The organism is Pseudomonas sp. GL_090 (assembly GCF_057837765.1).
In genome coordinates this window covers 3598984-3612603 of the sequence record NZ_CM174452.1, presented here as the reverse complement: position 1 = coordinate 3612603, position 13620 = coordinate 3598984, and the positions used below count along the sequence as shown (strand labels likewise).

Genomic DNA, 13620 nt, shown 5'->3' with positions numbered 1-13620 from the left:
GATCAGAGGCTGGATTTCGAAATGACCTGCAAGCTCATCTGCTCCAACAGCTTGTTCATGTGAATGAACTGCGCGAAGCGTTTGTCCTGGGTCTGGCCATGGTAGAAGCGGTAGTAGATCTGCTGCACGATACCGGCCAGGCGGAACAGGCCGTAGGTGTAGTAGAAGTCGAAATTATCGATGCGGATGCCCGAGCGTTCGGCGTAGTAATCGACGAACTCGCGGCGGGTCAGCATGCCCGGCGCATGGCTCGGCTGGCGGCGCATCATCTGCACCGGCGCCGGATCATCGGCTTCGATCCAGTAGGCGAGGGTGTTGCCCAGGTCCATCAACGGGTCGCCGAGGGTGGTCAGTTCCCAGTCGAGCACGCCGATGATCTGCATCGGGTTGTTCGGGTCGAGGATCACGTTGTCGAAGCGGTAGTCGTTGTGCACGATGCTGGAGGTCGGATGGTCGGCCGGCATCTTGTCGTTGAGCCAGGCCTTGACCACGTCCCATTGCGGCGCATCGGGGGTCAGGGCCTTTTCGTAGCGATCGCTCCAGCCTTTGATTTGCCGCGCCACGTAGCCTTCGGGTTTGCCGAGGTCACCCAGGCCGTAGGCGTTGTAGTCGACGCGGTGCAGTTCCACGAACTTGTCGATGAAGCTCTTGCACAGGGCTTCGGTTTTCGCCGAATCCAGGCCCAGTTCCGGCGGCAGGTCCGAGCGCAGGATGATGCCGTTGACCCGTTCCATGACATAGAACTCGGCACCGATCACCGATTCGTCGGTGCAGTGCACGTAGGCTTTCGGGCAGTAAGGAAAGCCGTCGCGCAGTTGATTGAGGATGCGGAATTCACGGCCCATGTCGTGGGCCGACTTGGCCCTGTGGCCGAAGGGCGGACGACGCAGGACGAATTCCTGTTCGGGGTATTCCAGCAAGTAGGTGAGGTTTGAAGCACCGCCCGGAAACTGGCTGATCCGTGGCAAGCCGCTGAGCCCCGGAATGTGCGCCTTGAGGTACGGATCGATCAGGCTGGCATCGAGCTCTTCGCCGGTGCGGATACGGGTGGACTGGTCGTTAAGCGCCATGCTTATCCCTTCTGCTTATTCTGGAGGCCTTGAACTATTGGCTAATCTAATGCGCACACGGCGCCCCCACAACCGCAAACGGCTCTTATAGGTGAGCGTGTTGCCGGCCAATCATTGTTTTTGATACAGCTGTTTGAATCGCCGCTCAATGGGCGAGCTGGCTCTCGGCCGACGGCAGTTCGATGGGCGTCAACACCGGTTGGCCGGAGAAAAACGCCACCAGGTTCTTGCCTACCAGTTCGACGGTGCCCTGGGTCGCTTCCGGGGACAGCCCGGCGACATGGGGGGTGAGGATCACGTTGCTCAGGGTCTTGAGTGCATCCGGCACCTTCGGTTCGGCGTCGAACACATCCAGTGCTGCACCGGCGATCCGGCGTTGCTCCAGGGCGCTGATCAGGTCTGCAGTGGCGATCACGCTGGCCCGGGCGATATTGACGATAAACCCCTTGGGGCCCAACGCGTCGAGCACCTGGCGATTGATCAGTTGCCGGGTGGCCGGGCCGCCGGGCGTGGCGACGATCAGGAAGTCCGAGGCCCGCGCCAGTTCCGTCGGCGTCGAGCAGAAGGTGTAGGACACATCGCTGCGACGCTGGCGATTGTGGTAGCAAATGTCCATGTCGAAACCGGCGCCGGCGCGTTTGGCGATGGCCATGCCGACCGCGCCGAGGCCGAGGATGCCCAGGCGTTTGCCGGCCAGGGAAGGGCGCATGATCTTCGGCCACTCGCCGCGTCGTACGGCGGCATCACAGCGAGGTATGTCGCGCACCAGCGACAGCAGCAGTGCCATGGCATGGTCGGCGACGGACGAGGCGTTGACTCCGGCACCATTGGTGACGGTGATGCCCCGGTTGGCGGCGGCCTGCAGGTCGACGTGTTCATAGCCGGCGCCGATCACGCAGATGATCTTGAGGTTGGGCAGCGCGGCGATTTCATCGGCATACAGCCCCAACGGACCACGGGTGAGGACGGCGTCGATCTGCCCGGTGTGGCGGGCGATGGCTTCGGCGCGTTCGGCGGGCGTCGGGGCCAGGATCAGGTGAAAACCCTGATGCTCGAGGATAGGCAGGTAATCATTAATGGTTTCAACCAGTACCAGAACGGTTACAGGCATGCTGGGCTCCCTGTGGGCATCGAAAATTCGGCTCGAACGTCGCTTTGTTTCGACGGCGTGAGGACGGCCCGGGCAGCTTCGAGGATTTCATCCGACAGCGGATCGCCGCGGGTGGCCCGGGACAGCATCAGCGCTCCGAACATCAGTGAGTATTGCACCAGCGCCTGCTGCCGTTTGCCGGCTTCGTCCTCTGCGTCCAGCAGCGAGCCGAGGGAATCGAGCAGGTTGTTCAGGCCCAGCAGATAGGTTTGGCGCAAGCCGCTCTCGGCGGCCTCATGGCACATGTCCCCGGCAAAGGCGACCACCGGGCAGCTGTCGCCCGGATTGTCCCGGCTTTCGCTGGACAGGTAGGTTTCGACCACGGCACGGCGGGCGGCGTCCTTGCTGTCTTGCTCGGCCACCCGCCCCAGCCAGCGTTGCGCGGCCTGCTCGAAAGCCCGGCCACTGGCCTCTTGCGCCAGGGCTTCCCTGGATTCGAAGTGCCCGTAGAAACCGCCGTGAGTCAGGCCCGCGGCAGCCATCACATCGACCACGCTGATCCCGTGCAAGCCGCGCTCGCGAAACAGCCGGGTGGCGGCATCGACGATAGTTTCGCGGTTGAGGTCGGCTTGTTTACGGGAAACTCGGGGCATGGGTCATTCTCGGTTTGCAGGTTGAATATCAGAGGGCGTATTGGGCAATCCCGTTGCCGAACGACCAGTTCTCTTTTTTCACTTCCACCAGATTGATGAAAACGTCCTCCAGGCGCACGGCCAGCTCTGCGTTAAGGCTTTCGGCGATGGTTTTGTAGAGGAGTTTTTTCTGCTCGACGGTCCTGCCTTCGCTCATGGTGATCTGGATCACTACCAACTGGTCCGTGCGGTTGATGCCCAGGTAACCGGGATCAAAGATGAAATGCTGCTCATCGTGTTCGGCGAGGATCTGGAAATTATCGTTCTGCGGCACGCCGATGGTGCCGCGCATGGCGGCATAGATCAGTTGCCCGATGCGTTTGGCGTGGGTGGGGTCCCGGTGTTTTTTGATGTCGACGCGAACCAGTGGCATGGGCAGACTCCAGAAGGAATGCGGATTGATTAAAAATACATGATGGTAGACCTTTATCAAGCGCGCATTGCGCTTTGGCGATGAAGTACAGGTGCCGTAAATAACGAAATCACCGCAGTTCCCTGTGGGAGCGAGCCTGCTCGCGAAAGCGGTGTGTCAGTCAAACAAATGGTGGATGTACCGCACCCATCGCGAGCAGGCTCGCTCCCACAGGGGACTTTCGTCTATCTGGTACCGCCGTTCCTCACCTAAGTCTTTGCTTCTGCTCACTAATCCTCCAGAATCGCGCCCCTGTTTCGGCCGGACGCCGCCTGTCGGGTATTCCGACGCGTCCTGGCCGGGTGGCAAGTGACCGGAATGTGGAGATCCCACCGGATGAATGATCAGGCCAATAGCGTTAACGAACGCTATGTAGAAGCGACACCCGCGACGCTGTCGAGCTGGAATCGCCAGGACACCACCTGGATGCTGGGCCTGTTTGGCACGGCGATTGGTGCCGGAACCCTGTTTTTGCCGATCAACGCAGGCCTGGGCGGTTTCTGGCCGCTGCTGATCCTGGCATTGCTGGCGTTCCCGATGACGTTCTACGCACACCGCGGGCTGACCCGTTTCGTGCTGTCCGGTCGCGAAGGCGCCGACATCACTGAAGTGGTGGAAGAGCATTTCGGCATCAAGGCCGGCGCACTGATTACCTTGCTGTATTTCTTCGCGATTTTCCCGATCCTGCTGATCTACAGCGTGGCCCTGACCAACACGGTCGGCAGCTTCATGGAGCATCAACTGCACATCACGCCGCCGCCGCGCGTCGTGCTGTCGCTGGTGCTGATCCTCGGCCTGCTCGCGGTGGTGCGTTGCGGTGAGCAACTGATCGTCAAGGCCATGAGCCTGATGGTCTACCCGTTCATCGTCGCGCTGCTGTTTCTGGCGGTGTACCTGGTTCCCCACTGGAACGGCGGCATCCTCGCCACCGCGAGCAGCGTGCCGGCGCCATCGGCGCTGTTGCATACCCTGTGGCTGGCGATTCCGGTGATGGTTTTCTCGTTCAACCACTCGCCGATCATCTCGGCGTTCGCCGTGGACCAGAAGCGTCGCTACGGTGAGCATGCCGAGGAGCGCAGCTCACAGATCCTGTCCCGCGCCCACCTGCTGATGGTGGTGATGGTGCTGTTCTTCGTCTTCAGTTGCGTGCTGACCCTGTCACCAGCGCAACTGGCCGAAGCCAAGGCGCAGAATCTGTCGATCCTGTCGTACCTGGCCAACCACTTCAGCAATCCGACCATCGCCTTCGCGGCACCGTTGATTGCTTTCGTGGCCATTTCCAAGTCGTTCCTGGGGCACTACATCGGCGCCAGCGAAGGCCTCAAGGGGCTGATCGTCAAGAGCGGCAAGCGTCCGTCCGCCAAGGCCCTGGACCGCATGACCGCCGCCTTCATGCTGGTGGTGTGCTGGATCGTCGCCACGCTGAACCCGAGCATCCTCGGCATGATCGAAACCCTCGGCGGCCCGGTGATCGCGGCGATCCTGTTCCTGATGCCGATGTACGCCATCCGCAAGGTGCCAGCGATGGCACGCTATCGCGGTCAGGCGTCCAACGTCTTCGTGACGGCGGTGGGCCTGGTGGCGATCACGGCGTTGATCTACTCGTTACTGGCCTGAGTTTCCCTGTGAAGGAGTGAACAGGCTTTCGCGAGCCGGGTTCCTCCCATAAAAAAAACGCCGCTCTTGCGACCAGGAGCGGCGTTTTTTTATGGCCAATACAACGTTCAATTGAACTCATTGGGCGTGTCGGGGAATTGAAAGTCTCTTGGCGCGTATCAGCGGACGATCCAGTCGGCGTACATCTCACCAACATTTTCTGATATCAGCATAAAGATTTTGAGGCAACGAAAAAAACAGAATGAATGTTCTGCTACACGTCGTTCCTGATAACGAAAATGCGCAAAAAATACCCCTGACATCTGCCTAACATGAACCATCCGTTAGCGCCGCATCACGATGTCAGGAGGCCTGCCGTGCACCTCGTAAATCCAATCAAGCAGCGTTTAAAAAGCGCTACACCGACCGTAGGTTGCTGGCTGACGCTCGCAAGCCCAGCCGTCGCCGAACTGATTGCCCATTGCGGTTTTGATTGGGTGGTCATTGACGCTGAGCACGGCCCCAGCGATACCCAGGATCTTGCGGCTCAACTGAGAGCCATTGACGCGGCCGCCTTTAAAGGGGCAAGAGCGGCCGGTGCCGTGCGAGTCACCGCCAACGATCCATCCCTGGTCAAGCGCGCTATGGATTGTGGGGCGCAGACCATCGTCTTCCCGAACGTCAACAGTGCGGCTGACGCGCGAGCCGCCGTGGCATCGATGTTATTCCCGCTACACGATGAAGGGGGTGTCAGAGGCGTCGCTGGAATGGTCAGGGCGGGGGCGTATGGATTGGACAGCCACTATGTCAAATCCGCAAACAACCAGGCGTGCGCCATTGTCCTGATTGAGTCAGTGGAAGGGGTGGCGAACGTCGACGCTATCGCTCAAGTCGAGGGTGTCGACTGTCTGTTCATCGGCACGGCGGATTTGTCGGCAAGCATGGGGCTACTGGGGCAAACCAGGCATGACAAGGTCAAGGCCGCAGTCGAGAAGGTGTTGATGGGGGCGCGCATGCACTCCAAGGCCGTAGGCATCTTTGCAACGTCGGTGGAAGAGGCACGCCAATACCGGGAGAAAGGTGTGACCTTCATCGCGCTGCACTCTGATGTTGGATGGCTGACCAAGGGCGCGATGGACGCCTTGGACGCACTTGATCCAAAAAAATAATACCCGCCTGATCATCGAAAAGTTTCGATGAATAGCGCGATTTTTATTATTTAGACTGGAGGTTGTAAATGTCGATGTCAGACCGTGACGGGAAAATCTGGAAAGACGGAGAGTTAGTTGAGTGGCGTGAAGCCAATACCCATATTTTGACTCACACACTTCATTACGGCATGGGGGTGTTCGAGGGCATGCGTGCCTATGAAACCACACGCGGACCTGCAGTCTTTCGCCTGAAAGAGCATATTCGTCGACTGTTCAATTCGGCGAAGATCTTTCAGTTGGATATTCCGTTTGATGAAGAAACTATTCGTCACTCGTGCATGGACGTCATCCGGGCAAATAACTACCGGTCATGTTATCTGCGGCCTTTGGTTTGGATCGGTTCAGACTTTCTGAGTATCGCGGCAAAAAACAACACCATTCATGTCGCGACAGCAGCATGGCCCATGGGCTCTTACCTGGGGGAAGAGGGCATGGAAAAGGGGATTCGGGTAAAAACGTCATCGTTTACCCGCCATCACGTTAACGTATCCATGGTGCGTGCCAAAGCGTGTGGCTATTACATCAACTCCATCCTGGCTAATCGAGAGGTGACTTCGCTCGGCTTTGATGAAGCGCTACTGCTGGACACTGAAGGTTATGTCAGTGAAGGCGCGGGCGAGAATGTTTTCATGGTTCGAGATGGCGTTATTTATACGCCCGACCTGGCCTCTTGCCTGGATGGCATCACCCGTGATTCGGTGATGGTTATTGCTCGAGACCTGGGCTTCGAAATTAGAGAGAAGCGTATTACACGCGATGAATTGTACTGCTGTGACGAGGCCTTCTTTACAGGCACTGCGGCTGAAGTTACACCCATTCGTGAACTCGATGGTCGGACCCTCGGTACCGGCTCGCGAGGCCCGATCACTCAGCAACTTCAAGAGGTCTACTTTTCTGCGGTGCATGGCACGAATGAAAGGTACGCCCATTGGTTGACCTGGGTTTGATAGTCGACTCACCGATTGTATAAAAATGGTGTATCCAGGTGGATAACCAATAATGAACATCAACGCTCAAAGGAATTTTTAAACGTTCCTGGCAGTGGCTGGAATTCTTGGTGTGAGGTGAAGCAAGCATGGACAGGTCCCTGCACGGTACTCCTGAAAATCCCGAGTTTTGCGCCGATGAAAACGACGCGCAAGAGTCCGCAGAATGGCGTGATGCACTCCTTTCATTGATTGCCAATAGCGGCCCTGAGAGGGCTCGCCACATCATCGATGAACTGGTCAGTCTTGTTCGCGATCCCAACATCGGTTGGAAACCTTCGTTGGTTACGCCCTACATCAACACTATCTCCGTAGCAAAGCAGCCCGCATTCCCGGGCGATCTGGCAATCGAGGAACGTCTCTCATCGATCATTCGGTGGAATGCGCTCGCGATGGTCGTGCGTGCCAACCAGGCCTATGGTGATTTGGGGGGGCACATCGCCAGTTACGCGAGTGCGGCGGATTTGTTCGAGGTCGGTTTTAACCATTTTTTCAGAGCAAGGAGCGAGTCTTTTGGAGGCGACCTGGTCTTCTATCAACCTCACTCGGCTCCAGGTGTTTATGCGCGCGCCTTCCTTGAGGGGCGATTGGAAGAAACGAACCTCGTGCACTACCGGCAGGAAATCACCGCGACCGGGCAAGGGGTGCAGGGTTTGTCCAGCTATCCACACCCTTGGTTAATGCCGGACTTCTGGCAATTTCCGACAGGGTCGATGGGTATCGGCCCAATCAGTTCGATCTTCCAGGCCCGTTTCATGCGCTACCTTCACAACCGTGACCTGCTAAACACCTCTGAGCGAAAAGTGTGGGGCGTTTTCGGTGACGGTGAGATGGATGAACCGGAAAGCATGTCTGCCCTTACTTTGGCCGCAAGGGAGGGGCTGGATAATCTGATCTGGGTCGTCAATTGCAATCTACAGCGATTAGACGGGCCGGTGCGAGGCAACGGGCGAATCATCGACGAGTTGGAAGCACTGTTTGTCGGGGCAGGCTGGAATGTCATAAAACTGGTTTGGGGGTCTGATTGGGACGGGCTTTTCGCCCGCGATACGGATGGAAGTCTGGTGCGCGCCCTTTCGCAAACCGTTGATGGGCAGTTCCAGACGTTTGCCGCGAAAGACGGGCGCTACAACAGGGACCATTTCTTTGGTCAAAACGAAGCATTGGCAAAGCTTGCCCAAGGTCTCACAGACGAACAGATCGATCGGCTGAAACGAGGCGGCCACGATATGGTGAAGATCTACGCCGCCTACCAAGCGGCGGCTGTTCATAAGGGGCAGCCTACGGTCATTCTTGCCCAGACCAAAAAAGGTTACGGGATGGGTGAAGCCGGCCAGGGAAGAATGACGACTCATCAGCAGAAGAAGCTGGATCGTGAAGCGCTTATCGGCTTTAGAAATCGATTCAATCTGCCCCTGACCGATGAGCAGGTTGAGACGCTCTCTTTCTACAAACCTGGCGCTGATAGTCGTGAAATGCGCTATCTGCTTGAGCGTCGCCAAAGCCTTGGGGGGTTCACGCCCGGTCGGCAAACGGATGTCCCTGTGGTCGCCGTGCCGGGGCTGGAGGTGTATGGAAGCTTTGCCACTCACGCGCAAGGCAAGGAAATGTCTACCACGATGGCGTTTGTGAGGATGCTCGGCAACTTGCTGAAAGATCCTCTCCTGGGGCGACGGGTAGTTCCCATCGTGGCTGACGAGGCCCGGACGTTCGGGATGGCGAATCTGTTCAGGCAAATTGGTATCTATTCCAGTGTCGGCCAGCATTATGAGCCAGAGGACATCGGCTCCATCCTGAGCTACCGAGAGGCGCTGGATGGACAAATACTTGAAGAGGGCATCAGCGAGGCCAGTGCCATCAGCTCCTGGGTGGCGGCGGCGACCAGCTACGCCACCCATGGCCTGCCCATGCTGCCGTTCTACATCTATTACTCAATGTTCGGATTTCAGCGAGTAGGTGATCTTATTTGGGCGGCGGCTGACCAAAGGGCCAGAGGCTTTCTGCTTGGCGCCACAGCAGGCCGTACAACCCTGGGAGGGGAAGGTCTGCAGCATCAAGATGGCAGCAGCCATTTGATGGCTGCTCTGGTACCAAACTGCAGAGCGTACGACCCGGCATTCGCGGGTGAGTTTGCGGTAATTCTTGATCATGGCATGCGCCAGATGCTGGAGAAACAGGTTGACGAGTTTTACTACGTCACCCTGATGAACGAAAACTACGCCCAGCCCAATCTTCCTGCTGATGTCGAGCAAGGCATCATCAAAGGCATGTACCTCTTCTGCGAACACGCGTGCGGAGCGGGATTGAACAGAGTGCGGCTGCTCGGATCAGGCACTGTCTTGCGCGAAGTGTTGGCTGCGGCAGAACTCCTGAGCGCAGATTGGGAGGTCGGCTCTCAGGTGTGGAGTGTCACCAGTTTCACAGAAGTTGCGAGGGACGCCAGAGGTGTAGAGCGTTGGAACCGACATCATCCTGAAGACGAACAGAAAACGAGCCACGTTAGTGAGTGCTTGCCGAAGGGGAGTCCAATCATTGCCGCGACCGATTATGTGCGCGCGCTACCGCAACTGATTGGCTCCTATGTTGAAGATCACTATGTTGTCCTGGGTACGGACGGCTTTGGTCGTAGCGATACGCGCACAGTTCTGCGCAAGTTTTTTGAAATAGACCGTCATCAGATCGTGCTGAGTGCGCTATGGGGTTTGGTGCATGAAGGAAAACTCAGTGCCGATGTCTGCTCTCGTGCCATTGAAAAGTACGACATCAAGTTTAACGAAACAGCCCCTTGGGAATGTTGATTCGAGTTTGTTAAGTGAGGGCTGGTGCTACGGTATGTCGCCGGTAGTGTCAGGGATGCATTAATCGAAAGTGTGAGAGCTTTTGGGGTGGGCATGAAAGAGTCTCGTCATCACTGCGTTACAATGCTACTGACCAAACTGAAGGTGTTTCGTTTGGATTTGTCCAAGGCTAACTTAGATAAAGTACTGGTTAATTCGCCGCTATTATTGCTTATGTTGATTTTTATTGTGCGATCCTGTGAGCGTTGACACCAGTGTCGATTTTCACCACAAGCAGCCTATTATCAGTGTGCTTCAAGTATCGAATAGGCAAGCAGAAGATACTACGACTTTCTTGCAACTTAATTATACTAAAATCCCCTTGACTATAGATAAGATATGGAGTGTATGTTCTGTGTTTTGGGGGGATGGTTATGCCAAAGGTAAAGATCGATGCTACGGATCGCCGAATATTGGCGGCGCTACAGCGGGATGCCAGGCTTTCGAGTGCAGAACTTGCTGAGTTGGTGTCACTGAGCGCATCTCCTTGTTGGCGACGGGTCAAAAGGCTCGAAGAGCTCGGTCTGGTGCGTGGTTACCACGCCAGTATCAATACCGAAATGCTTGGCTACGCTATCACTGCCTTTGTCCAGGTGGCGCTGGATCAAAAAGATACTGACCATATGAAAGCATTCGAGGAGTCGATTACTGCCTTCGAACAGGTGATCGGCTGTCACTGTATTTCTGGGGTCTACGATTACCAGTTAACGATCCTGGCGACCGATCTGGCTGAGTTCAGTGAGTTCGCCAGAAAAAATATAAACGGTTTCCCAGGTGTCAAAGACGTGTGCACGTCCTTTGTCGTAAAAGAAGTCAAGGCGCCAGTAAACTTGATGGTCAGTCGATAAGGATGTAGCAAACAGATCGCTATCGTCGGAACGCCGCTCGGAGCAAGCTCGCTCCCACGGGGATAGTGTTCAAATTGAAGGCATAAAAAAACGCCGCTCATCTCACGATGGGCGGCGTTTTTCATTGCGTTGCAACGTTAGGCTTGAACGACCGGGATGTTGGCGTTCGCAGCAGCTTCACGGAACTCGGCGATCTGGTCGAAGGACAGGTAGCGGTAGACATCGGCCGCCATGCTGTCGATCTTGCCAGCGTATTCCATGTACTCCTCGACGGTCGGCAGGCGACCCAGGATGGAAGCCACGGACGCCAGCTCGGCCGAAGCCAGGTAGACGTTCGCGCCGTCACCCAGGCGGTTCGGGAAGTTACGGGTCGAAGTCGACACAACGGTCGAGTTCGGCTCTACACGTGCCTGGTTACCCATGCACAGCGAGCAGCCCGGCATTTCCATGCGCGCGCCGGCCTTGCCGTAGATGCCGTAGTAGCCTTCTTCGGTCAGCTGGTGAGCGTCCATCTTGGTCGGCGGCGACAGCCACAGACGGGTTGGCAGCTGACCCTTGACCTGTTCCAGCAGTTTACCGGCAGCGCGGAAGTGACCGATGTTGGTCATGCACGAACCGATGAACACTTCGTCGATCTTCTCGCCAGCAACGCTGGAGAGCAGGCGAGCGTCGTCCGGGTCGTTCGGCGCGCAGAGCACAGGTTCCTTGATGTCGGCCAGGTCGATCTCGATGATTTCGGCGTATTCGGCGTCTTTGTCCGCTTGCAGCAGCTCAGGGTTGGCCAGCCAGGCTTCCATCGCTTGAGCGCGACGTTCCAGAGTACGTGCATCGCCGTAGCCTTCGCCGATCATCCAGCGCAGCAGGGTGATGTTGGACTGCAGGTATTCGGCAATCGACTCTTTGGACAGCTGGATGGTGCAACCGGCAGCCGAACGTTCAGCCGAGGCGTCAGACAGTTCGAACGCTTGCTCGACGGTCAGTTTAGGCAGACCTTCGATCTCCAGGATACGACCGGAGAAGGCGTTTTTCTTGCCTTTCTTCTCTACGGTCAGCAGGCCAGCCTGGATCGCGTAGTAAGGAATGGCGTGAACCAGGTCACGCAGGGTGACGCCTGGCTGCAGTTCGCCTTTGAAGCGAACCAGGATCGACTCAGGCATGTCCAGCGGCATGACGCCAGTGGCAGCGGCGAACGCGACCAGACCGGAACCGGCCGGGAACGAGATGCCGATCGGGAAACGGGTGTGGGAGTCACCACCGGTACCGACGGTGTCCGGCAGCAGCATGCGGTTCAGCCACGAGTGGATGATGCCGTCGCCCGGACGCAGGGAAACGCCGCCGCGGGTCATGATGAAGTCAGGCAGGGTGTGGTGGGTGGTCACGTCGATCGGCTTTGGATAAGCCGCGGTGTGGCAGAAGGACTGCATCACCAGATCGGTCGAGAAGCCCAGGCACGCCAGGTCTTTCAGTTCGTCACGGGTCATCGGACCGGTGGTGTCCTGGGAACCGACGGTGGTCATCTTCGGTTCGCAGTAGGTGCCCGGACGAACGCCGGTCACGCCGCAAGCCTTGCCGACCATTTTCTGCGCCAGGGTGAAACCCTTGGTGCTTTCAGCCGGAGCTTCAGGCTTCTTGAACAGGGTCGAAGGTGGCAGACCCAGCTCGGTGCGAGCCTTCTCGGTCAGGCCACGGCCGATGATCAGCGGAATACGGCCGCCAGCGCGAACTTCGTCCAACAGGACCGGGGTCTTCATTTCGAAGGTGGTCAGGACTTCGTCGGTGCCGTGCTTGCAGACTTTGCCAGCATGCGGGTACAGGTCGATCACGTCGCCCATGTGCATGTTGGAAACGTCGAATTCGATTGGCAGTGCGCCGGCATCTTCCATGGTGTTGTAGAAGATCGGAGCGATCTTGCTGCCGAAGCAGAAACCGCCGGCACGCTTGTTCGGCACGTAAGGAACGTCGTCGCCGAAGAACCACAGAACCGAGTTGGTGGCCGATTTACGCGAAGAACCGGTACCGACCACATCACCGACGTAGGCGATAGGGAAGCCGGCGTTGCGCATTTCTTCGATCTGTTTCATCGGACCGGTGACGCCTTGTGCGTCAGGCACGATGCCGTCGCGAGCCATTTTCAGCATGGCCAGGGCGTGCAGCGGGATGTCTGGACGGGACCAGGCATCAGGCGCAGGGGACAGGTCGTCGGTGTTGGTTTCGCCGGTGACCTTGAACACGCGCAGGCTGATCTTGTCGGCCAGGGTCGGGCGCTTCACGAACCACTCGCCGTCAGCCCAGGATTGCAGCACGCCTTGGGCGTGAACGTTACCGTTCTTGGCTTTTTCAGCGACGTCGTGGAAGGCGTCGAACATCAGCAGGGTGTGCTTGAGTTCTTCGGCCGCTACTGGAGCCAGTTCGGCGTCGTCCAGCAGGTTAACCAGAGTCACGATGTTGTAGCCGCCCTGCATGGTGCCGAGCAGTTCAACAGCGCGCTTCTTGTCGATCAGAGGGGATTTGGCTTCGCCTTTGGCGATGGCGGACAGGAAGCCGGCCTTGACATAGGCTGCTTCGTCCACTCCTGGCGGAACGCGATTGGTGATCAGGTCAACGAGGAATGCTTCTTCGCCAGCCGGGGGATTTTTCAGCAGCTCGACCAGGCCTGCAGTTTGTTCGGCGTTTAGCGGCTGGGGAACGATACCCAGTGCTGCGCGCTCTTCGATATGTTTGCGGTAGGCTTCAAGCACAGTTATTACCCTCATCAGTGGTCCCAAATGGGTGTCCGGGACGCTCATCCCGAAATTGCCGTACTCATGCGCAGCATGGCGTTGTGAGCCACTTAGCCAGAATTACCGACAATTCCTTACAGAAGCTGCTTTCAAAGTTT

10 protein-coding genes are annotated in these 13620 nt (G+C 57.5%); 5 read left to right on the top strand and 5 right to left on the bottom strand.

What is annotated here, in order from left to right:
• Positions 1-2 precede the first annotated feature (2 nt).
• From AC3ITA_RS16075 to AC3ITA_RS16060, 4 genes are all read right to left on the bottom strand, one after another.
• Positions 3-1070, bottom strand: a complete 1068-nt coding sequence (locus AC3ITA_RS16075; RefSeq protein WP_095944149.1) for a phosphotransferase family protein — start codon at positions 1068-1070, stop codon at positions 3-5.
• Between the two features lie 145 nt (positions 1071-1215).
• Complete coding sequence (locus AC3ITA_RS16070; RefSeq protein ID WP_095944150.1) at positions 1216-2181, bottom strand: 2-hydroxyacid dehydrogenase; 966 nt, start codon at positions 2179-2181, stop codon at positions 1216-1218.
• Positions 2172-2813 carry a TetR/AcrR family transcriptional regulator gene (locus AC3ITA_RS16065; RefSeq protein ID WP_489277822.1) on the bottom strand — a complete coding sequence of 214 codons (642 nt, stop codon included), beginning with the start codon at positions 2811-2813 and terminating at the stop codon, positions 2172-2174. The genes AC3ITA_RS16070 and AC3ITA_RS16065 overlap by 10 nt, the downstream gene beginning before the upstream one ends.
• Before the next feature lie 28 nt (positions 2814-2841).
• Complete coding sequence (locus tag AC3ITA_RS16060) at positions 2842-3225, bottom strand: tautomerase family protein (protein ID WP_095944152.1); 384 nt, start codon at positions 3223-3225, stop codon at positions 2842-2844.
• Between the two features lie 375 nt (positions 3226-3600).
• Here AC3ITA_RS16060 and AC3ITA_RS16055 point away from each other — a divergent pair, with 375 nt between their 5' ends.
• The 5 genes from AC3ITA_RS16055 to AC3ITA_RS16035 all read left to right on the top strand — a co-directional run bounded on the left by AC3ITA_RS16055 (position 3601) and on the right by AC3ITA_RS16035 (position 10742).
• Positions 3601-4881 carry a serine/threonine transporter gene (locus AC3ITA_RS16055; protein WP_489277820.1) on the top strand — a complete coding sequence of 427 codons (1281 nt, stop codon included), beginning with the start codon at positions 3601-3603 and terminating at the stop codon, positions 4879-4881.
• 356 nt (positions 4882-5237) lie between these two features.
• Positions 5238-6029 (top strand): HpcH/HpaI aldolase family protein, encoded by a 792-nt coding sequence (locus tag AC3ITA_RS16050; RefSeq protein WP_489277818.1) that lies wholly within the window; start codon positions 5238-5240, stop codon positions 6027-6029.
• Positions 6030-6097: 68 nt separating this feature from the next.
• Positions 6098-7018 (top strand): branched-chain amino acid transaminase, encoded by a 921-nt coding sequence (locus AC3ITA_RS16045; RefSeq protein WP_414928840.1) that lies wholly within the window; start codon positions 6098-6100, stop codon positions 7016-7018.
• 128 nt (positions 7019-7146) lie between these two features.
• Positions 7147-9855 (top strand): alpha-ketoglutarate dehydrogenase, encoded by a 2709-nt coding sequence (mdeB, locus tag AC3ITA_RS16040; RefSeq protein WP_489277816.1) that lies wholly within the window; start codon positions 7147-7149, stop codon positions 9853-9855.
• Positions 9856-10268: 413 nt separating this feature from the next.
• The gene (locus AC3ITA_RS16035; RefSeq protein ID WP_414928838.1) at positions 10269-10742 is read left to right on the top strand and encodes an Lrp/AsnC family transcriptional regulator; all 474 of its coding nucleotides are present in this window, start codon (positions 10269-10271) and stop codon (positions 10740-10742) included.
• A gap of 137 nt (positions 10743-10879) precedes the next feature.
• Here AC3ITA_RS16035 and acnB read toward each other — a convergent pair whose 3' ends face one another.
• A complete protein-coding gene (gene acnB, locus AC3ITA_RS16030; RefSeq protein WP_489280802.1) occupies positions 10880-13480 on the bottom strand; it encodes a bifunctional aconitate hydratase 2/2-methylisocitrate dehydratase in 2601 nt (866 codons plus the stop codon).
• Positions 13481-13620 lie beyond the last annotated feature (140 nt).

Coding starts and splice junctions, on each gene's coding strand:
- AC3ITA_RS16075 (WP_095944149.1), bottom strand. CDS start 1,070: ATGGCGCTTAACGACCAGTCCACCCGTATCCGCACCGGCGAAGAGCTC.
- AC3ITA_RS16070 (WP_095944150.1), bottom strand. CDS start 2,181: ATGCCTGTAACCGTTCTGGTACTGGTTGAAACCATTAATGATTACCTG.
- AC3ITA_RS16065 (WP_489277822.1), bottom strand. CDS start 2,813: ATGCCCCGAGTTTCCCGTAAACAAGCCGACCTCAACCGCGAAACTATC.
- AC3ITA_RS16060 (WP_095944152.1), bottom strand. CDS start 3,225: ATGCCACTGGTTCGCGTCGACATCAAAAAACACCGGGACCCCACCCAC.
- AC3ITA_RS16055 (WP_489277820.1), top strand. CDS start 3,601: ATGAATGATCAGGCCAATAGCGTTAACGAACGCTATGTAGAAGCGACA.
- AC3ITA_RS16045 (WP_414928840.1), top strand. CDS start 6,098: ATGTCGATGTCAGACCGTGACGGGAAAATCTGGAAAGACGGAGAGTTA.
- mdeB (WP_489277816.1), top strand. CDS start 7,147: ATGGACAGGTCCCTGCACGGTACTCCTGAAAATCCCGAGTTTTGCGCC.
- AC3ITA_RS16035 (WP_414928838.1), top strand. CDS start 10,269: ATGCCAAAGGTAAAGATCGATGCTACGGATCGCCGAATATTGGCGGCG.